At 35.5% G+C, this 21,946-nt stretch carries 17 protein-coding genes and 1 tRNA gene; 16 read left to right on the top strand and 2 right to left on the bottom strand.

Annotation, left to right across the window (positions count from 1 at the left end):
• The first annotated feature begins 1 nt into the window (after position 1).
• The 6 genes from BN2390_RS06485 to BN2390_RS06465 all read left to right on the top strand — a co-directional run bounded on the left by BN2390_RS06485 (position 2) and on the right by BN2390_RS06465 (position 8,825).
• Positions 2-4,465, top strand: a complete 4,464-nt coding sequence (locus tag BN2390_RS06485) for a coiled-coil domain-containing protein (RefSeq protein WP_053983544.1) — start codon at positions 2-4, stop codon at positions 4,463-4,465.
• A 225-nt stretch (positions 4,466-4,690) separates the two neighbouring features.
• Positions 4,691-6,172 carry a C69 family dipeptidase gene (locus tag BN2390_RS06480; RefSeq protein ID WP_198524870.1) on the top strand — a complete coding sequence of 494 codons (1,482 nt, stop codon included), beginning with the start codon at positions 4,691-4,693 and terminating at the stop codon, positions 6,170-6,172.
• Positions 6,173-6,418: 246 nt separating this feature from the next.
• Positions 6,419-6,724: a hypothetical protein gene (locus tag BN2390_RS06475; protein ID WP_053983543.1), complete on the top strand. Its 306-nt coding sequence runs from the start codon at positions 6,419-6,421 to the stop codon at positions 6,722-6,724.
• Between the two features lie 86 nt (positions 6,725-6,810).
• Positions 6,811-6,963 (top strand): hypothetical protein, encoded by a 153-nt coding sequence (locus BN2390_RS21635; protein ID WP_154668789.1) that lies wholly within the window; start codon positions 6,811-6,813, stop codon positions 6,961-6,963.
• A 132-nt stretch (positions 6,964-7,095) separates the two neighbouring features.
• Positions 7,096-8,268, top strand: coding sequence for a M24 family metallopeptidase (locus BN2390_RS06470; protein WP_053983542.1), 1,173 nt, complete (start codon positions 7,096-7,098; stop codon positions 8,266-8,268).
• Between the two features lie 11 nt (positions 8,269-8,279).
• Complete coding sequence (locus tag BN2390_RS06465; RefSeq protein WP_053983541.1) at positions 8,280-8,825, top strand: ECF transporter S component; 546 nt, start codon at positions 8,280-8,282, stop codon at positions 8,823-8,825.
• A 64-nt stretch (positions 8,826-8,889) separates the two neighbouring features.
• Here the strand turns inward: BN2390_RS06465 and BN2390_RS06460 are convergent, their stop codons facing one another.
• Complete coding sequence (locus BN2390_RS06460; RefSeq protein WP_053983540.1) at positions 8,890-9,633, bottom strand: 3'-5' exonuclease; 744 nt, start codon at positions 9,631-9,633, stop codon at positions 8,890-8,892.
• 137 nt (positions 9,634-9,770) lie between these two features.
• On the opposite strand from BN2390_RS06460, the gene BN2390_RS06455 reads away from it, so the two are divergent.
• The 10 genes from BN2390_RS06455 (at position 9,771) to mglC (ending at position 21,166) form a co-directional block, all read left to right on the top strand.
• A complete protein-coding gene (locus BN2390_RS06455) occupies positions 9,771-10,946 on the top strand; it encodes a metallophosphoesterase (protein WP_242847650.1) in 1,176 nt (391 codons plus the stop codon).
• A gap of 84 nt (positions 10,947-11,030) precedes the next feature.
• Positions 11,031-12,014, top strand: a complete 984-nt coding sequence (gene queG / locus BN2390_RS06450) for a tRNA epoxyqueuosine(34) reductase QueG (RefSeq protein WP_198524869.1) — start codon at positions 11,031-11,033, stop codon at positions 12,012-12,014.
• A gap of 92 nt (positions 12,015-12,106) precedes the next feature.
• Positions 12,107-12,177 (top strand) — tRNA-Cys (locus BN2390_RS06445).
• A 97-nt stretch (positions 12,178-12,274) separates the two neighbouring features.
• Entirely contained in the window at positions 12,275-12,772 is a 498-nt protein-coding gene (locus BN2390_RS06440; protein WP_053983538.1) for a dihydrofolate reductase, read from the top strand.
• Between the two features lie 113 nt (positions 12,773-12,885).
• Complete coding sequence (locus BN2390_RS06435) at positions 12,886-14,508, top strand: response regulator (protein ID WP_053983537.1); 1,623 nt, start codon at positions 12,886-12,888, stop codon at positions 14,506-14,508.
• A complete protein-coding gene (locus BN2390_RS06430) occupies positions 14,495-16,192 on the top strand; it encodes a cache domain-containing sensor histidine kinase (protein ID WP_053983536.1) in 1,698 nt (565 codons plus the stop codon). The genes BN2390_RS06435 and BN2390_RS06430 overlap by 14 nt, the downstream gene beginning before the upstream one ends.
• A gap of 20 nt (positions 16,193-16,212) precedes the next feature.
• The gene (locus BN2390_RS06425; protein WP_053983535.1) at positions 16,213-17,262 is read left to right on the top strand and encodes a galactose ABC transporter substrate-binding protein; all 1,050 of its coding nucleotides are present in this window, start codon (positions 16,213-16,215) and stop codon (positions 17,260-17,262) included.
• Between the two features lie 159 nt (positions 17,263-17,421).
• The gene (locus tag BN2390_RS06420; protein WP_053983534.1) at positions 17,422-18,549 is read left to right on the top strand and encodes a galactose ABC transporter substrate-binding protein; all 1,128 of its coding nucleotides are present in this window, start codon (positions 17,422-17,424) and stop codon (positions 18,547-18,549) included.
• A gap of 76 nt (positions 18,550-18,625) precedes the next feature.
• Positions 18,626-20,128, top strand: coding sequence for a galactose/methyl galactoside ABC transporter ATP-binding protein MglA (gene mglA, locus BN2390_RS06415; RefSeq protein WP_053983533.1), 1,503 nt, complete (start codon positions 18,626-18,628; stop codon positions 20,126-20,128).
• 12 nt (positions 20,129-20,140) lie between these two features.
• The gene (mglC, locus tag BN2390_RS06410; protein WP_053983532.1) at positions 20,141-21,166 is read left to right on the top strand and encodes a galactose/methyl galactoside ABC transporter permease MglC; all 1,026 of its coding nucleotides are present in this window, start codon (positions 20,141-20,143) and stop codon (positions 21,164-21,166) included.
• A gap of 35 nt (positions 21,167-21,201) precedes the next feature.
• Here the strand turns inward: mglC and BN2390_RS06405 are convergent, their stop codons facing one another.
• Complete coding sequence (locus BN2390_RS06405; RefSeq protein ID WP_053983531.1) at positions 21,202-21,921, bottom strand: aminoglycoside phosphotransferase family protein; 720 nt, start codon at positions 21,919-21,921, stop codon at positions 21,202-21,204.
• Positions 21,922-21,946: the final 25 nt, after the last annotated feature.

Below are 21,946 nucleotides of genomic sequence, written 5' to 3'. Positions count from 1 at the left end.
TATGCCATATATCAATCGCGTACGTATTACAAACATTAAATATAACGATGGCAATAACTACTATGAAGATTTTGTGCTTAAAATGGGAGGGACTCATACATTAATTGATATGATTAATGGACTAGGTAAAACATTCTTCTTACAATGTATGGCACAACCTATGCTACCAGGTGCAAAGTTTAAGCAAGAGTTTCCTCTTTCTCTCTTATTTGATAACAAAAATAACAATAATACGATTCACTCCCTTGTGGAATGGCGATTAGATGAAGGCAGTGCCTTTAAATATGCTTTAGTTGGATTTTGTGCTTATAAAAAAGAAAAAGTGGAGCAAGTGAACTTTTTAGACGAAGAAGAAAATGGTGAATTTGGTACGATGCTTTATATTACCTATTACAATGAACCTAATGCTTATGATTTAGAAAGTTTGCCACTGGTTACTGTAAAAGAAGATGGTACGAAGAAAATCATGAATTACAAAGAGTTAGAAGGTTACTTGAAGAAATTGATGCAAACGCCCCTTCGTGAGTACAGTGTGGTGATGAATCGTACGAAAAAAGATCATCTAAAAGAACTTGCAAAGCTCAATATTAATAGTGTGGAATGGAAGCATCTCATGGGTATCAATGCCAGTGAGGCCAATGCCGAGAAGTATTTAAGAAGTTACAGTACGGCAAGTAGCTTTATTCAAGATTTCCTTATTCCAACCATAGAAGAAAGCTATAGATTACGTCACGAAGGTGACTATCAAACAGAAGAAAGTCGTGCAAAGACCCTTCTTAATCTGAGACAAACCCTTCTGACCCTTCAGCAAAAAGAAGCTTTAGAAGCAGAATATACTTATATTGAAGAAGCTTGTGAGCGTATTTATGAGCAACTTGGTAAACTGGGAAAAGCGTTTGAATCTAAAGAGGACTTAGTGACAAAACTGAGTGAAATGAGTTTAGGGATTACCCAAGACAAAAGCTTTAAGGAACAAGAGAAAAGTCGTCTTATTAAAGAAACTCAAGAACTAGAAAGTTTACTTGGACAATATAAAATGCATGTAGAGCACTTAAATAGACAAGAGCAAGCCTATTCTATTAAAGAAGCCCAGGAGAAACTAAACGCACTGGGTACTTATCTTCAAGAATTAGAGCAAGCCTTTGGACAAAAAGAAGAGGCATTGAACGCTTTAAAAGAAAAGAAAACGTATTATGAAGCTGAAAAACTTTATGGGGAATATGAAAGCTTTAAAATGAAAAAAGCTTTAAAAGAAGAGGAACTTGGCACACGTGCTAAAGAACATAAGGAACTTATGGCAGATTACAACTATTGGGGTAATGTATACGGTAACTTATTGTTTAAACAGTTTAGAACAAGTACCAAAGCTAAAGAAGAAGCAGAAAACGCATTAGAAGCGTTAAAGGCTGAGTACCATGAAAGTTGTTTGGAAAGAGAACGTATTAAGACAACTTTAGCACATACAAGAGTCCAAGTAGCAGAAAAAGAAAAAGCAATCCATAGAATCCAAGAGCAATTAAGTACGCTTCAAAAAGAATTTAAGCATTTGACAAAAGAACAACTTGAAGAAGAATATGAAGCAAATAAATTGAATTGTGAAACTTTAAAAGCAAAAATAGAAGCACTAAAAGTTGACATGGAAGAGGCAAAGAGTAGCTTAAATGACAAGCTCCAAGCACGTAAACTTTTAGAACTTGAAAAGCAACATCAAGCATCACGAGTGCTAAACCTTAGAAAAATTTTAGCAGAGGTACGTACAGGTGAAAACTTAATAAATCAGCTAAAAGCTAAGTACGACACGCAGGATTTGATGGGGCATTTAAATAAAGCCTTAGTGAATCTACATAAAGGGATGAGTCAAAAAGAAACAAAGAAAAAAGAATGTGAAGAAAAGCTAAGCATGCTGGAACTCAGTCATGGGGTTGTCCTCTCTGCATGTGCAAGAAGGCAATATAAACGTGTATCAGATAGCTATCCTTCTGCAGTACTTGGGAGTAGTTTCTTGCAAAACCAATCGGAGGACGAAAAGAAAGCACTCTTAGAACGTACCACCCTTTTACCGTACAGCATTTTAGTCGATGAAGTAGACTTTAGAAAGCTTGTAAGAGATACAAAGCTTAGACGTACATTAGAAGATGAAGTATTACCGATTATTAACCAGGATGCGTTATTAGAAGGTGAAGATCTACAAGTTTCAGGGATTACCTTTACGACCAAGGATGTTGACTATTTTATGGATGTCGACTTAAGAGAAAAAGAACTACGCAAGTTAAAAAAAGAGCTTGTAAGTCTTGAACAAGATTTAAAGGATTTAGAGGCACAAGTTAAAGTTGTTACAGATCACCAAGCCCTTGTTCTTGAAATCACCAAGACCTATCCAGGAGAAAAGGTAGAAGGATTTAAAGCTGAACTTGTAGAAGCCATCCACAAGGATGAAGCCTTAGAGGAACAGCAAAGACAACTTGAGGAAGCACTTTGTAAAGAAGAAACAAAGCTTCAAGAGATGAAAGAGACGTTAGAACAAGAACATCAAGCATTTACAACGATAAGTAAGGTGTTAGAAGGACTAGAGCAAGAATGTGAAGCTTTAAAAAAATGGGAAGCTGATCATCAAACGCAAGTTACTCTAGAAAGAGAGCTCAGTGAATTAAGCCTTACACTTAAAAATTGTGAAAAGACTTTAGGCCTCTTAGAAGAGACTATTGAGCACTTTGGTGCAAGACAAACCGAACTCACAGCACACAAGGACGCTTTGACAGGAAGTTATCATGAGATACGTATTCAAGTTGAGCACTTCACCTTTAAAGTTGAAGAAGATGCTAAGTATGATGTAGTAGATATGCCTTATGAAGAAGCAAAACTGAAATATGAGATGTATGACCAACGTTTACGTGAAGAAGCGGGAGATGTCAAGCAGCTCGAACAAGCCATTAAAGAATGTGCAGAAAGTATGGAACACAAAGTCTTAGAAATGGTAGCTAAAGGCGAACAGTTTACAACAGACTACTTCACAACGAGAAGTCGTTTTGAAGGCGACTATCTTTCCCTTCTTAAACAACTAGAAATCCAAATAGGTGAAAGCAGCAAACTGTACGAAGCAGCTCGTACCAATGTAGAAGCACAGAAGGTAGCATATGCCAGTCAAGAGGGTGCATTGGGGAATATGAAAGCCCAATTTTTAAAAGAATACCGTATGACTTACGAAGAGATGATTCTAGAAGAGGGCGAAATTCAGGCATGTTTAGTAAAAGTAAAAGATGAAAAAGGTGTTTTACTTCAAAATATTAAAAAATGCCAAAATGAACAAAATCAGAAGTCAAAAGCACTTGTAGATCTAGAAGAAACACTTAAGAACCTTAACCATCAACGTGAAAAGCTAAATGGACTCATGTATCGTTACGGGTTACAATACATAGAAACTATTCAGGCTACCCGTAAAATGGAGAACTTTGATGCCATTGAGCAAGAAACAAGAGAAGTCCTTCGTGCTTTAGAGAGTACTTCTAATGGTTATAGTCTATTACTCAAAGAAGTATTGGATTATTTAGAAGCACCGGAACTCATCCATTTTAAAGGAGATTTAGATAGACTCCTTTTAGAAAGTCCTAAAGATGAAGAAATGTGCAACCTCTATAGAGGACTCATTGGTGGAGAGGGCGGCTACCTTGAAAATGTAAGGGAAGAAAAAGTCCGTATTAAAGAAACCATTGAAGCGCTCAAAAAAGATGAAGAAAGCTTTATCAATCAATGTATCCAAAAATGTGAGCAAGTCTATAATGACCTTATGAGCCTGGCACATCTTTCAAAAATAGAACTTTATGGACGTAGTCAAGAAATGATTCGCATTATTGTGACACCACTAGAAGAAGAACTACGTTTTGCTAAGATGAAAAGTTATATTAATAACTTGGTTGAGCAAGTAGAGTCTATTGAAGATAATAAAAAACAAGCCTATTTAGCAGGTCGCCTCACACTTAGGGAACTCTTTGGTGCCTTTGTTGTCAATATCAAGAAAAGTGATGTACGTGTCTATAAAGTAGAAGATATTAAGGAAAATAGTAGAGAGCTTCCTTGGAGCCGTGCCATTGGTTCTACAGGACAATCCAATGGGATGTATATGAGTATCTTTATTTGTCTTATTTCCTATATTAGAAAACTCTATAATCCACATATCGGAGAAGATAGTCGTAAGTTTATTATGCTAGATAGTCCATTCTCTGGTACAGCTGCAGCCTATATATGGGAACCTGTTATCAAATTACTTGATCGTAATAATGTTCAACTCCTTTGTGTAGGTTATGATATTCCACAACATCTTATGTCTCTCTTTGATGTGAAGTATAACTTAGCTTCAGAGTACGACCAAAACAAAAAGCAAACCATTGTGGTAGAACATATTAAATCCCACATTAATTTAGATGCCCTTAGCTTTGATAAACTCCTTGGAGAACAAATGGTGCTATAAAATAAAAACGATAGAGCTAATGATGTATAAAAAATACATTATTGGCTCTTTTTTATTACCTAAGAGTAGAAAATGTAAGAAAATAGCTAGTAATATAATGATTAAAAATAAGTGTATATGAATAAATATAAAAAATGTATTGCAGTCTATTTTAAATTATGTTACTATGTATAAAGTAAACAAACAACTAATAAATATTCACAAACATAGAAAGAGGGATTAAATATGAGCAAGAAAAATAATTTACTTAAAGGATTAATGACGCTTCTTTTAAGCTTATCTGTAAGTGTTAATGTATTCGCTTGTACAGGCGTTGTTGTAGGGAAAAATGCTACTGAAGATGGTAGTATTATCATGGGTAGAACTGAAGATATTGGGGCAGCTTACAATAAGAATTTTGTTGTTGTACCAGCAACAACTTATAAAAAAGGCGAGATGTTTGAAGACCTTAATGGATTCAAGATTGAACAGCCTGCAAAAGCTTATAAATATACAATGCTTCCTGATGTAGAGGAACATGAAGATGGTATTTATGCAGCAGCAGGAATAAATGAACAAGGTGTTGCGATGACAGCAACGGTATCAGCAGCAGTAAATGATGCCATTAAAGCTATTGATCCACTTGTTGAAAATGGTATTCGTGAAGCAGCCATTCCATCAGTTGTTCTTCCACGTGTAAAAACAGCAAGAGAAGGGGTTAAAGTACTTGGTGAAATCGTAGAGCAATATGGATCAGCAGAAGGGAATATTATTCTTTTTGCAGATAATGAAGAAGCTTGGTATATGGAGATCTTAAGTGGTCATCAATGGGCAGCTGTAAAAGTACCAGATGATATGTATGCAGTCATTCCAAATGCTTTTATGTTAGGTTATGTTGATTTAAATGATACAGAAAATGTGATGGCTTCAAAAGATGTGATTAATATGCCAGCTCAACATGGTTTAGTAAAAAACTATGAAGGTAAATTCCATTTAGCACTTACATATGGACCAGAAATGTCAGAAGGCAATCGTTTACGTGCATGGGGAGGCCAACATTTCTTCTCAGCTTCTCAAGAGGTTGCACTTGATACACCAGTATTTGATTTATTTATGAAAGCCGATGACAAGATCTCTGTAGACGAAGTCATGGATCTTCAAAGATATCGTTATGAGGGGACAGAAAATGATGTAAATCTTCCTGAAAATAAAGGTAAACGTGCCATTGGTACAGAAGGGCAAGCTGAATGTCATATTATTCAAATGAAAGAAAGCTATCCAAAAGAAGTAGGCGGTCTCATGTGGATGGCAATGGGAAATGCAGAACACGCTGTATATCTTCCTACATTTGGAGGGATTACAGATACACATGAAGCCTACAAAATACCAGGTGTAAACTATAATGAGGCATCTGCATATTGGACATTTAGAGGGCTTTCAACACTTGCAGAACTTGATCGTGTAAACTTTGGCAAAGGTGTAAGAGATTATTGGAAACAATATGAGTTAAACCTTATTAAAGCACAAGCTCAAGTGGATCAAAAAGTGATTGAACTTGTAAAAACAGATAAGACAGCAGCAGCTACATATATGACAGAGCAAGGTATAAATACAGCAGAGGGCGCTTTAACAAAAGCTAAAGAAATACATAGTCAACTTTATACATTTGTTGCAAAACACGGTGGTGGTAGAACAATCAAAGCACCATTTGTACCAGTTGTTGAGTAATTTATAAGGTTATATAAAAAGAGTAAAGATAAAGGAGTGAACGCCTTATCTTTACTCTTTTTTGTATTCTGATTGCGTTATGTTAAGCTGTAACCTATAAGCGTCCAGAGAATGTCTATTCCATTTAGCGGAGGAAGAAAAAATAAGAAACAGTATATGAAATGCCCCAGCATTATATAGAATTTGTGAGAAGGGATATACTATAGTATAATGAAACTATAACTAAAGAATTTAAAGAGGTAACTTATGACAAACTTAGAAAAACAATTTGATGAAGCATTAATCAAAAACTGTGACATCGCTAAAAAAGAATGTGATTGTAATCCTGCACGTTTTTTACAGACATTAGAGAAATTTGGTGGTGTTAAAACTGCAAAAGAAATTATTCGCAAGGGTAGATTATCTGACAACTTTGATAAATTACAAGAAGCGGATCGTTTAGAACTGACTATGGAAGCAACCATTACAAAAAGTCAGTTTTTGGAGTTATTTACAGACGATGAAGTGAATAGCTGTTTTGAAGTACTTTGTGAATATGGTTATTTTAAATAAAAAGTATATTTTTATAACGTTATATGTTCATAGACTCTCTCTGATGAATAAGATAAAGTAAGGTGTTTTATAAAGGGGAGAGGTGTATGCAACTTTTACTTAGCTTGTTAATGATTGCTTTAATCTTTTTTGTTATTTTAAAGCTACTTAAATGCACAGTAAAAGGGGTGCTCTATTTAGGAGCGGCTATTGTATTACTATTTATAGTGTTTGCATTAGCCTTCTTATTTGGATTATAGCGTCAAATACCACTAAAGCTCTATAAGGAGTTTTAGTGGTATTTTTGTGTATAGACTTTTGTAAAGACATATATTATCGTATAATAAGACAGACGTTATTTAAGTCTATGCGAGTAAAGGAATAGATTACAAATGGATATTCAAAAAATACAACAACTATTAGAAAAATATAAAATGGATTATTGGATCATTACAGATTATCATGGGCGAGATGTATTTAGTCAGCAACTCCTTGATTTACCTCAGCCATTTTTCACAAGCCGTAGATGGATTTACTTGCTTCCTAGAATAGGACAACCGATCAAGCTAGTTTCTACTATAGAAAAGCATATCTTAGATATTCTTGAGGGAACGACTGTATGTTATACAAGCTATGAAAGTTTAAAAGCTTTACTTCATGAATATCTTTATGACCAAAAGGTGGCGATGCAATATAGCAAAGAGTGCCAGTTACCTATAGTGGCAACTACAGATGCAGGCTTTGTAGAACTGATTAAAAGTATAGGGGGACAAGTTGTATCCTCTGGAGATTTGATACAAGAACTGTATTGTGTGCTTGATGAAGAAGGAATAGAAAGTCATAAGCGTGCAGGAGAAAAGATCCTACGCATAAGAGATGACGTTTATCAAACGATTCGTAAAGGCATCAATGAAGGGCAACCTTTAACTGAATGGGATGTCTTAGTATGGATCCAAAAAGCTTATGAGAAATATAACCTTACCTGTGATCATGATATGCCTTATGTTGCAGTCAATGACCATGCAAGTCAGTTAACCTTTGTACCCACTAGTGAAAATAGTTATACCCTTCAAGAGGGTGACCTTTTATTATTAGATTTGTGGGCACGTGAAAAAGAGGCAAAGAGTATTTATTACGATGTCACCTTCTGTGCTTATATAGGTAAGGAGATTCCGAAAGATTATGCCGAACAATTTGAAAAAGTAGTTGGGGCAAGAGAAGCTTGCTTAACTTTTATTCAAGAAAGGTTAGAAAAAGGCTTGTTACCAAAAGGCTATGAGGTAGATCAACATTGTCGCAAGTATTTTGAGCAGTGTGGAGAGGCAGACTATTTTATTCATCGAACTGGACATAACATAGGGCATGAAGTCCATGGACCTGGCGCTAACTTAGATAGTTTTGAAGCCATTGATGATAGAAAGTTACTGCCTGGAACATTATTTTCTATAGAACCTGGTTTATATAAGAAGAATATAGGTGTCCGTACAGAAGTGGATGTCTATATTGATGACCATTATAAACTTCATGTTTTTGGAGAAAAGCAATTTAATCTATTTAAAATATAAAGGAGTATGAGATGAACGAACAACGTAAACCCATTTATGAACTTACCAAAGTTGCACTTTTTGCAGCGGTAACCTTCTTAGGCATACAGGCATTTAGAATTCCACTACCAGCAGCTGTAGGGGTTCCTTTCTTACATTTTGGTAATATCTTTTTATTACTAGGCGCACTTATTTTAGGAGGAAAGAAGGGTGCATTTGCAGGGGCTATTGGCTTTGCTATCTTTGATTTACTCAATGGCTATATTACAGTGATGCCAAAGGTTATTATCCTTGCCATTCTTATGAGTTTTGTAGCCTCTAAACTCTTTGAACATTTCAAAGATCAAATAGGTGTCACTAAAGCATTAATTCTTGCAACAACTTGTGCCTTTTTAATTAGTTTAACTGGAGACTTCTTATATGATACAGCCACTTTATTTTTAGTAGGCAATGGTTTAAGTGTAGCCATGTGGGGCGCATTCACAAGTTTACTTGCTACCTTTGTCAATAGTGTATTTGGGATTGTAGCTGTAACCATTTTATATCCAGTACTTAATCCATTGGTTAAGAAATTTTAATAGGCTAAATAAAAAGCACCTTCAAATGTTAGAGAAAATAAATCTAGCATTTGGAGGTGCTTTTTTAATGTAGAAATTGCTGTGTCTTACCCATGTTATAAGCAAGTTTAATAAGAGCTTGCTCCTCGGCTGTCATAGGACGATCATACATTTTTTCAAATTGCTCTATAAGTGCATGATAGTTGACACGCCTTTTAGGTTGCCTAGGATGGGCAGGCTTAAAAAATGGATCATAAATCATAGGTTTTATTGTAGGTGTATATACTTTTCTAAAGATTTCCGCTGTATAGTAGGCATCATGAAGGGCATTATGAAACGAATGAGAGAGTGGAAGTTCAAGTTTTGTAATGGCATCTTCTAATTTTAAAAGCTTCTTCTCGGAGAGATTAAAGTAAGTTGAGGTATAAGGCTGAATATTGATAAAGTGTTTAGGTAAAGGTGCTTGGTCAAGGTGATGATAGAAGACATTACGAAAAAGTTCCTTCATGTCAGACATTCCCCAAACAACCCATGTGATTTCTTCTTCGCCAATAAACTGTAGATAGGTTTCATAAACAAGTGGGAATAGGTCGCCTTCTTCTAATTGTTCGGATGTAATTTGAGTTAACTCCGCAACGAACGGACTAAGACGTTTATAAAAAGTAGGTTTAATATAATGATTAAAAGTTGAAACAAGATTAAAGTGCTCATCTAACTTAACTGCACCAATTTGGATAATTTCAAAAGGAAAACGTGTTGCAGCGTGCTCAAAATTCTGTAAAGATTCAGCATCTTGATTAAATTCTAGATCAAAGACTATGTAGTGCATGATGGACCTCCTGAAGAAATAGATTTTACTTATTTTTTACAAGCTTTAATAAAGCTATACGTAAATGAAATAGCAGTAAATGGTTCATATTATTATATATTAGTTTAAACGTTGAATGAGAACGGAGGTTGAGAAAGATGCAAATCGTTATTCCAGAATTTACACTTCTTGTTATAGTAGGCGAAGAACAAGGAATACAAACTTTTATAAACAAACATTTCCAACGAAATGAAGTGATTAATCCGCAAAATATAGAAACACAAGTTATAAGTAGACTAGAACTTGGGCAGCTTACAGTGATTCCTCTTGTAACCTTTGAGAAGACAGTAGGCCAACATTTGGCTCAATTGGCAAAACGTTATCATTATACCCCTATGGCAGTAGTGGTTGGCAAAGATTATCCTTTCACTCTAGAAGGTGAAAGGAACGAGTGTCCTAAAGAAGAGAGCAAGCAAAGTGAATCTATAATAAGTGTGCTAGGAAAAGTAGGATTCAAAACGTTGTATCATTTAGAAACATTGGAAATGATTGAACATACTTCAATACAATATAGACCACTCGCCAATAATAAACGCAAAATCCATGGACCTTTTGATATTATAGGGGATGTGCATGGATGTTATGATGAACTTTGTACATTATTGGATCAATTAGGCTATCGTGTAGATAAAAAGGGAGCCTATGCTTATCCACCAGATAGGAGAAAACTGGTTTTTGTAGGGGACTTAGTGGATAGGGGGCCAAAAACACCCCAAGTGCTTAAACTGGTGATGCATATGGTGACTAATGAACAAGCCTACTGTGTACTCGGAAACCATGATGGGAAGCTTTTACGCAAATTAAGGGGCTCAAATGTTCAAGTCATTCACGGATTAGAAACCACTATGGAACAGTTGGCACAAGAGCCAGAGTGGTTTAGTGAAAAGGTTAAGATCTTTTTAGAGGGACTTGTCAGTCATTATGTTTTTGATGAGGGAAAACTTGTGGTCGCTCATGCAGGACTAAAAGAACATTTGCATGGTAGAGAATCCAAGAAAATTAGAGATTTAGCCATGTTTGGTGAGACAACAGGTGAATTAGATGCACAGGGTTTACCGGTTAGACTTAATTGGAGTGAAGATTATGAAGGAGATGCATTAGTCGTTTACGGCCATACACCAAAGAAAGAGGCAGAGCATGTTCACCATACGATTAATATTGATACAGGTTGTGTCTATGGTGGGAAGCTCACAGCCTTTAGATATCCGGAAGATGAAATAGTAAGTGTGAAAGCAAAAAAAGTCTACTATCCCTCTGCAAGACCTTTTCTCTAACAGTGCTAGTCCTTGAGGACGGGGTATGCTATACTACACCTAAAAAGCGTAAGTTTTAATGTAAAGAGAGATAGGATGAGAGGTATGTTGAAAGAACAAATACAAGATTTTTGCAAGGCACAAGGGCTTACCACAATCGGTTTTATTCCCTGCAGGAGATTTGATGAACTTAGAGGATTTTATGAAAAAAGACAAGAAGCAAAACTACAAAATGAGTTTGAAACTTCTGAGATAGATGAACGTATTAATCCTAGGCATTATATGGAAGAGGCAAAGACCATTATATCTATTGCCTTTCCCTATGCCCAATCCATTCCAACTCAGGCAGAGCCCAATGGATTTTCTGTTTATACAAAGCGTTTAGATTATCATAGAGTGGTGAAGCAATACTTAGTGGCACTTTGTGATTATATTGAATCTCTTGGTGGCAAAGCTATGGCCTTTGTAGATAGTAATACATTGCCAGAAAGATATATTGCTTATTTAGCAGGGCTTGGGTTTATTGGTCGAAATAACATGCTTATTACAAAAACATATGGCTCCTATGTTTTTCTTGGGGAAATATTAACAGATTTAGAAATAGTATGTGAAGATCAGAGGAATTTTGAAGAGATGGGAAGTTATGTGGAATGTGGTACCTGTACCAACTGCTACAAAGCCTGTCCAACCTGTTCAATTAATAAGGCACGTATCAATCCTAATATCTGCTTATCTTATTTAACTCAAAAAAAAGAGCTGACCCATCAAGAAATGGGATTATTAAAAGGCAATGTATTTGGATGTGACTTTTGTCAAATCGAATGTCCTTATAATAAAGATATTGCATCTTCAACATTAGAAGCCTTTTCTACTTTAGACTATATGAATGATGAGGCACGTATTTATGCTGAGATGGATAATAAATACTTTAAAGAGAAAATGGCATCTACCTCCTGTGGTTGGCGTGGTAAAAATGTTATTAAACGTAATGCGATCATTCACATGCATCAAAAAGGTGAATCTGTTGAGCAATTTAGAGGTGAGTCAAGTTATATTAATACCTATATAGATAGACTATCAGAAAAATAACCTAAAAAATTACAGAAAAGGTATTGCGCTCTAGGCTAAAAATAGTATATAATAATAAGCGTCACACAGGTGTATTCTGTGTGACATTAAATGGCGGCATAGCCAAGTGGTAAGGCAGAGGTCTGCAACACCTTCATCACCAGTTCAAATCTGGTTGCCGCCTTAAGATAAGCTCTTAGACTTAGGTCTAAGAGCTTTTTTTGTATACTTAAAAGTAGATGTGATATAAATAAATAGAGGATAGAGAAAGGAAGAGAAAAATGATTAGTATGATTGTTGCAATGAGTCAAAATAGAGTGATTGGCAAAGATAATAAAATGCCATGGTCTATTCCCGAGGATTTACAGTATTTTAGAAAAGTGACATCTGGACATGTTGTGATTATGGGACGCAAAACTTATGAAAGTATTGGAATACCCTTACCTCACAGGACAAATATTGTTCTCACAAGGGATCAAAGCTATCAAGCTGATGGGTGTATTGTGATGCATGAAATGGATGCACTTCTTGCCCAGTATCAAACAAGTGAAGAAGAGGTCTTTATTATTGGAGGAAGTACTCTCTATCAAGTTTTTATGCCCTTTGCAAATAAACTATACATCACTCAAATCCAAGCAACTATTGAGGGGGATACTGCTTTTCCTATACTTCCGGTCACAGTACAAGGTGAAGGGGTCTTTAAATGTATAAGCTCAGAGTCACAAAAAGAAAACCACGAATATAGATATTGTTTTACAGAATGGATCAAACAGATCTAGAAAGATAAAAGTTTTAAAAAAGAAAATAAAATATAAAAATTTATTATACAATATGGTATAATTTTAATAATAACAAAACTATGTCCTGTTAAAAGTGCTGGGGGGATGAGACAATGGACTACTATAAAGTTGTACTTGTTGATGATGAAGAAGAGATTAGAAGGGGGATTATTAGAAGAATTAAATGGGAAGAGTTAGGGTTCAAAATTGTAGGAGAAGCAGAAAATGGTTTAGAAGCTTTAGAAGTGATTGAAAAGACTTTACCAGACTTAGTCATTGCAGATATTAAAATGCCCTTTATGGATGGTATAAGGCTTACAGCAGAAATTCACGACCGTTTTCCTACAATTAAAGTCATTATCTTATCTGGTTTTGATGATTTTGAATATGCTAGAGAAGCGCTCAAGCTAGGTGTCATTCGTTATATCCTAAAACCCATTAATTCCATAGAGATTCATACACTTTTAAGAGAAGTAAAAGTCTTATTAGATGAAGAAATCTTATCAAAAAGCAATCTTAATACACTTAAACAGACCTATAAGAAAAGTCTACCGTTATTAAAGGAGCGGTTCTTAAATCAATGGATTGAAGGGTATATTGAACGAGAGATCCTTTATGATAACTTAACTGAGCTAGATATACAATTAGAAAGTCAAGCATTAGCCGTGGTGATTATACGACCAGATGAAATGAATAAAAAAGAAATGGTCCATTCATCTATTCCAAGTAAAAACTTATTAAAACTTGCTGTTTTTAACATAGCTGATGAAATTACACGTAGTGAACAACTTGGTTTATTATTTGCACGCAAAGATGAGCTTATTTTGCTTGTTGATTTAAAACAAGGCGAACACCCTAAGTCGAGTAGCTATCTTTTTAGAGGGCTTGATCAAATACGTAGTGGTGTTAAGAAATACTTAAATACAACTGTAACTATTGGGGTAGGCAGCTTATGTACAGACTATACCAAACTTTATAAAAGCTATGCCGATGCCTCTTCTGCACTGGATTATACCATTACCATTGGGAATGATAAAATTATCTATTTAGACGATATAGAACCTGCAAGCCATACAAGTACTGTATTTGAAGAAGAGGATGAACATACCTTACTGACCATGATTAAACTAGGGCAAGAGGAAAAAATACAAGATGCTGTTGATAAAATGCTTGGGCAGTTAGATGGGGAATGGATGGCACTACGAGAATATCAGATTTATATTGTAGGTGTGCTTGCAAGTATATTAAAACTTGGTCGTAGCATGAAAGTAGAGATGAATAGTCTCTTACCACAAGATACAAATCTTTTAGAAGCACTGAGTAGGCTTTGTACAAAAGAAGAACTGAGAGAGTGGCTGACTAAGATTTGTTTGGCTATGACAAGAAGTATTCATGACTCACGTAAAGATAGCAAGAATGAATTGATTGAAAAAGCAGTAGAGTATATTCATCTTCATTATGAAGACGAAAACCTAAGCTCAGAAGCAGTATGCCAATATTTACATATTTCAACAACCTATTTTTCAGCACTCTTTAAAAAAGAAATGGATGTGAATTTTAGTACATACTTAACACAAATTCGAATAGAAAAGGCAAAGACTCTTTTACAAACAACCAATAAGAAAGCGGCAGAGGTAGGCTATGCGGTAGGGTATCCAGAAGGACATTATTTTAGCTATGTGTTTAAAAAGATAACAGGCTGTTCACCAACGGAGTACCGCAATGGAAAGATTTAAAAGTATTAAGAGCCTGATGATTATATGCTTTACCTCTATTATTGTAGTTGTTTTACTCTTAACAGGTACGAGCCTTTATAAGAAGTTTAATGATATTGCGATTCATTATGCAACTCAGTCTGCACAACAGCTGATGACACAAGTAAAATATAGTCTTGATACGTATACAAGAAGTATGATTGATGTTTCTAATACGTTATATTATAAGATCATTAAAAATCAGTCTATACAAGATAATACGTTTACAAGCCAAATGTCTTTGATTCAAACAACCAACAACCATATTGCCAATTTAGCAATCTTCAAAGAAAATGGCGAACTCATAGCAGCCAATCGGTATATGCATCTTAATGAAGCGGTGGATGTTACAGAGGAAGAATGGTTTAAAAATGCCATTCAAAAGCAAGAAAATGTACACTTTTCAAGCCCTCATAAGCAAGTGATTTTTCAAGATAACAATAGCCCTGATGTGATTACACTTAGTCGGGTGGTTTCACTCAATGAAAATGGCAATATTATTCAAGGGGTATTGCTTGTAGATATGCACCTTACAGGGATCAAAAATATTTGTGCACCCATTAAAGACAGTGATATAGGAAGTATTTATATTGTGGCACCAGATGGCGGGCTTGTATATGGTGATTTAGGGGCTTTTGAAGTAGGCAAATTCAATGAAGCAATAAAGAATGAAGTAACTGTATTTGAGGAAGATAAACGTCTTATTACACTTCAGATGGCAGGTTATACAGGTTGGAAGGTCATAGGCGTTTGGGATTTAACCAAATTACTTGTTGATTATGATACATTCCAAAACTTTATTATTGCTGTCTTTGTAGTAGGATTTATTCTTTGTATTATAGGAACCTTATTTATTTCCTCTAGGCTTTCAGCACCTTTATATAAACTGCAAAAATCCATGAAGTTAGTAGAAGAAGGAAACTTTAATATTCGCTTGCCTGAAGAAGGTGAATACATTGTATCTGAATTGTCCAAAACATTTAATAGAATGGTAGAACGTATTAAAGGCTTAAAGCATGAGATTGTAACCGAACAAGATGATAAACGTAAAAAGGAAATGGAAGTTCTACAATCACAAATTAATCCTCACTTTCTTTATAACACCTTAGATTCTATTATTTGGTTAGTAGAAGATGAACGTAATGAAGAGGCAACGATGATGATTACTGCCTTATCAAGATTCTTTAGAATAGGCATTAGTGGAGGCAAAACGATTATTACAGTAAGGCAAGAACTCGAGCATGCAAGAAACTACTTAGCGATCCAAAAGATTCGATATAAAAATAAATTTGAGTATTTCATTGAAGCAGAAGACGGTATTATGGAATGTCTAACACTTAAGTTAATCTTACAACCTATTATTGAAAATGCGCTTTATCATGGGATTCAATACATTCAACATCAAGGACAGATTCATATCAATGTTTGGGAAGAAGAAGGGGTATTAATTTTTAGCGTACAAGATAACGGTGTTGGCATGGAAGAAGAAGTATCTACCAAGTTACTTGAAGAAGGGCGTACCATTCAAACAAAAGGCTCAGGGGTAGGCGTCCAAAATGTACATAGACGTATTCAACTTTATTACGGTATAGAATATGGCGTTGAGATACAAAGTGAAGTAGATGAAGGAACAACTATTTTAATCAAAATTCCTTTAGAAGGTTAGGAGCATTAAAGGAGGAAGGTATGAAAAAGACTTTACAGTGGTTGGTAATTGTAAGTATGGTAGGGCTTTTAGGGGGAATAGGCCTTGTAGTACTCAAGCAACCCACTCCAGAAAAGAAAGAACAAATAGACATTGGTGTCGTACTTTATAATGCGCAAGATCCTTTTATTAAAAAAACAGTTGAATATCTTGAAACGTACATACGTGAAATTCATGCAGAAACAGATTTGGCTTTCAATCTTACCTATAAAGATAGTACACATGATCAAAGCTTACAAAATGAACAGATTTCTAAATTGATTGAAGAAGGCTATGACTTACTTATTGTGAATACAGTGGAACGAGAAGATGCCAGCTTGATCATCGATAAAGCACAAAATGTAAATGTGCCAGTAATCTTCTTTAATAGAGAGCCTGTACCTCAAGATATTGCTAGGTGGGATAAACTAGCCTATGTAGGTTCAAAAGCAGAAGAAGCAGGTAAGCTTCAAGGGGAGCTTTTAGCTGATGCCTTGGATGCTGGATTAGAGGTTGATTTAAATCAAGATGGTAAGATTCAATATGTCATGTTAGAAGGTGAGTATGGTCATCAAGATGCCATACTTCGTACTTATCATTGTATTAGAACCCTAGAACAACGTGGATACCGTATGGAGAATTTAGCGACGGATACTGCTATGTGGCAAAGAGATACGGCCAAAGCAAAAATGGAAGAATGGTATACAAATTTAGGTGATCAAATTGAAGTCGTTATGGCGAATAATGATGAAATGGCATTAGGTGCCATAGAATGTCTCAAAGAAAAAGGTTACTTTGAAGGGGATAAGACAATTCCAGTTCTAGGTGTAGATGGACTTGATGAAGCTGTAAAGGCCATGGAAGAGGGCACCTTACTAGGAACAGTTTTAAATGATTCTAAGGAACAAGCTAAGTGCATGCTCTACAAAATATTTGAGCTTTTAGAGCTTCCAATGGATGAAACACTTATGCCTATTACAGAAAAAGAAAATCAGTATTTCTGGGTAAAACATGTACCCTTAAAAAAACATACGTTAGAAGATAAAAAATAATACAAAGAAGCTATTTTAGCTTTTTTGTATTATTTTTTTTAGTAAATTTTTAAGGTAAAGTGTTAAAATTTTGTATTCATACTAGACACTATTCACTATAAAATAAAGGCATAAGTAAGGTGCTTGTTAAAGGTATCTAAATACTAGGGGGTAATATAAATGAAACTTAAAAAAGTATTAAGCGTATTTCTTGCAAGTTGTATGATGTTAGCTTTTGTTGGTTGTTCACCATCTACTGAGAGCTCATCTTCAACAACCGAAACGAAAACCGAAACCGCTGAAACGGCTGATACAACTGAAAAAGCTGAAGAGCCAAAGCAAGAAGAAACAAGTGGTAAATTACCTAAAATTGGTGTAACTATCTACAAATATGATGATAACTTTATGACATTCACAAGAAATGCCATTCAAGCAGCAGCTGATGGAAAAGCTGAACTTACAATGAATGACTCACAAAATGATCAAGCTAAACAAAATGACCAAGTCGATACATTAATTGCAAAAGGTGTTGATGGTCTTATTATTAACTTAGTTGATCCAGGTGCTGCACCAACCATTGCTGAAAAAGCAAAAGCAGCAAATATTCCAGTTGTATTCATCAACAAAGAATATCCAGATGGTACAAACAATATTGGGTATGATCAAACATGGTATGTAGGTACAAACTCAGCTGAATCAGGTATCATCCAAGGCGAACTCATTATTGATGCTTGGAAAGCAAATCCTGATTGGGATAAAAATGGTGATAGCAAAATTCAATACGTAATGCTTATGGGTGAACCAGGACATCCAGATGCAGAAGCAAGAACAAAAGAATCTATTGCAACAATCAATGCAGCAGGTATTGAAACAGAAGACCTTGGTACACAAACAGGTATGTGGGATGCAACCAAGGGTAAAGAATTAATGGAAACATGGCTTGCAGCTAAAGGTGATGGCATTGAAATGGTTATTTGTAACAATGATGGTATGGCACTTGGTGCTGTAGAAGCATTAAATGCTGCTGGATACTTCCAAGGTGACAAATATATGCCAGTTGTAGGGGTAGATGCCATTCCAGAAGCCCTTGAACTTATTAAACAAGGCAAGATGTTAGGAACCGTTCTTAATGACCCACTTAATCAAGGTAAAGCAGCTGTAGAACTTGCACTTAATGCAACACAGGGTAAAGATATTCTTGAAGGCACAAGCTGGCAATTAGATGATACACTTGCTGTACGTGTTCCATATGTTGCAATCACAAATGATAATCTTGGTGTAGCTGAAGAAGCTTACGGATTAAAATAAGATTTTAGGGATAAAGCATTGCAGTACACATAGCGGTGTCTGCAATGCTTTAAACAAAGAGGGGCGGTGACTACAAATGGCCAAAACAACTTATTTGCTGGAAATGAATCATATTGTTAAACAGTTTCCAGGTGTTAAAGCATTAGATGATGCCAACTTAAAGCTTTTACCAGGAACGGTACATGCATTAATGGGGGAAAATGGTGCTGGAAAGTCTACACTTATGAAATGTCTATTTGGGATTTATTTAGAAGACGCGGGTGAAATCTTCCTAAAGGGTGAAAAGATTCACTTCACCAATCCGAAACAGGCACTTGAGCATGGTGTTTCCATGGTACATCAAGAATTAAATCAAGTAAGTCAAACCCGTGTTATGGATAATATATGGCTTGGAAGATTTCCAGGAAACTCATTATGGGTAGATGAAAAAGAAATGTATCAACAAACAAAAGCAATATTTGATAAATTAGGTATTGATGTAGATCCAAGAGAAAAGGTGGGACACCTTTCTGTATCTCAATGTCAAATGATAGAAATTGCAAAAGCAGTTTCATATGATGCCCAAATTATTGTAATGGATGAGCCCACTTCATCTCTTACAGAAAAAGAAGTTGAGCACTTGTTCCGTATTATTAATCAATTACGTGATCAAGGCTGTGGCATTATTTATATTTCTCATAAAATGGAAGAAATTCTTAGAATTTGTGACGAGGTAACGATTATGCGTGATGGGAAATGGATTGCAACCCATGAGGCTAAAGATTTGACAACGGATAAAATTATTAATTTAATGGTTGGACGTGATTTAACACACAGGTTCCCACCTAAAACCAATAAACCAGGTGAAACTATTTTAGAAGTCAATCATTTAACTGCCTTTTATAAACCGACTGTAGAAGACGCTTCTTTTAAACTTCGCAAAGGTGAAATATTAGGTATTGCAGGGCTTATGGGTTCTAAACGTACAGAGCTTCTTGAAACCATCTTTGGTATTCGCCATAAAGAAGACGGCGAAATTATTCTTCATGGTAAAACGATTGAAAATAAGAGTGCAAAAGAATCGATTAAAAATGGCTTTGCACTTTTAACAGAAGAGCGCAGAAAAACAGGTATTTTTGATGTGTTAGATATTAAGTTTAATGCAATGATTGCGAATCTACCAAGATATACAAATAAACTTGGGGTAACAAACGATCAAAAGATTAAAGAAGATACGGATTGGGTTATTGAAAGTATGAAGGTAAAAACACCTTCACAAAAAGAGAAGATTCGTTCTTTATCTGGTGGTAACCAGCAAAAGGTTATTCTAGGAAGATGGCTACTGACTGAACCAGAAATCTTAATGTTGGATGAACCTACACGTGGGATTGACGTAGGTGCTAAATATGAAATTTATCAACTTATTATAGATCTAGCCAATAAAGATAAAGGCATTATTATGATTTCATCAGAAATGCCCGAACTGCTAGGTATTACAGATCGTATTTTAGTCATGAGTAATGGGCGTGTTGCAGGGATTGTGGAGACCAAGGATACGAATCAAGAAGAAATCCTAAGACTTGCAGCAAAATACTTATAAAGGGGGAGCATTATGAATGAAACAAGTGTGAAAAAGTGGAATAAAAGTACCGTAGCGGACTTTTTGATTAATAATGCCATTTATGTTGTACTTTTACTTTTAGTTATCGTTATTATTTGTATGGATAGTAGTTTCTTATCTGTACAAAACTTTAAATTTATTATTACACAAGCTTCAACACGTGTAATCTTGGCGCTAGGGGTAGCAGGACTTTTAGTACTTGCTGGAACTGACCTTTCTGTTGGTCGTATGGTTGGGTTATCTGCTGTAATCAGTGCCTCACTACTTCAAGCACCAGATTACGCAAGAAGAATCTTCCCAGATATGCCTCAATTACCCGTATTTGCACCGATTTTACTTGCTATCCTTTGTACAGCTATTGCATCTACTATTAGTGGCTATGTTATTGCAAAATTCAAGGTAACTGCTTTTATTGTAACCTTAAGTATGCAGCTTATCATCTATGGTGTAGCATCTCTTTACTATGATTATACAGGTGGATCACCTATCGCCAACTTAGATGAACGTTTTAAATACTTTGCACAAGGTAGCTTACGACTTGGACCTGTTGAAATACCGTTCCTTGTTATCTATGCAGCTATTACAGTTGCTATTGTTTGGTTCATTTGGAATAAAACAAGACTTGGTAAAAACATGTTTGCAGTAGGTGGTAACGAAGAAGCGGCAACTGTATCTGGTGTTAATGTTATTCGTACCATTGTACTTGTATCTATGCTTGCTGGTATTCTTTATGGATTTGCAGGTTCACTTGAAGTTGCAAGAACAGGGAGTGCAACCAATAACATTGGTAATGGTTATGAACTTGATGCCATTGCTGCCTGTGTAGTAGGTGGGGTATCATTCAATGGTGGTGTTGGATCGATTGCGGGGGTAGTAAGTGGTGTACTCATGTTCCAAGTTATCAACTATGGACTCAACTACGTAGACGTTAGCCCATATATCCAGTACATTATTAAAGGTCTTATTATTGTTATTGCAGTAGCTATTGATACAAGAAAATATATTAAGAAAAAATAAAAAGAAGGGACTGTTTTAAAACAGTCCCTTCTTTTTTAAGCTTTTTCATAGCTACGACATGCATCAATGATTGAAAGAAATGGAGCAATCTCTTTAAAGCTTACATTTAACTTAGATAAATAGAGATCGGCAAGGTCTTTTTGCTGACTTTTGCTATCAGAGTCACTAGATGAACCCCTAGGAACATTGGCGTAGGCTAGTAAATAATAGGTTCTTGCAATATCATATTGCCAAGGCCCATGGCATACATTCATGAAGTCAATCAAGGTGGTTTTATGATTGCTCCCCACTAAGATATTACCTGGATGATAGTCACCATGACACAGAGTGTCGCCGTCTGGTAGGTGCCTAATTTCATTAATCAGCCTACTTTTTTGTATGTCCTGATCAGGAATAGATTGAATAAGAAATGTTTTATAGGATAGGACATTTTGGGTATGATGTTTCAGAATTTTTTTATGTACATGGGTTAAAGTATGAACTAGGAAATGAAGGTCTGCTGTTTCAAAGAAATACTCAAGAAGTGTTTTACCATACACTTTCTCGTAAATAATACCACTACGATGGTCATATTGAATGATTTCATGACATTTAGGGACATGAAGACCTAAACTTTTCATAAGCTTTGCATTGGTATATTCCCGGTTAATGGCTTCTAAGGGGTATCCTTCAAAAAATAGTTTACAGACCTTTTTGTTACCGTAGTCGAAGACTTCTGCTGTATTTCCTACAGCAATAGGCTTTACCTTAATCATTTTGCATCCTCCTAAGAGCAATAAT

Source organism: Niameybacter massiliensis (assembly GCF_001282685.1).
GTDB classification, from domain to species: domain Bacteria; phylum Bacillota; class Clostridia; order Lachnospirales; family Cellulosilyticaceae; genus Holtiella; species Holtiella tumoricola.
This window is presented reverse-complemented; position numbering and strand designations above follow the sequence as displayed.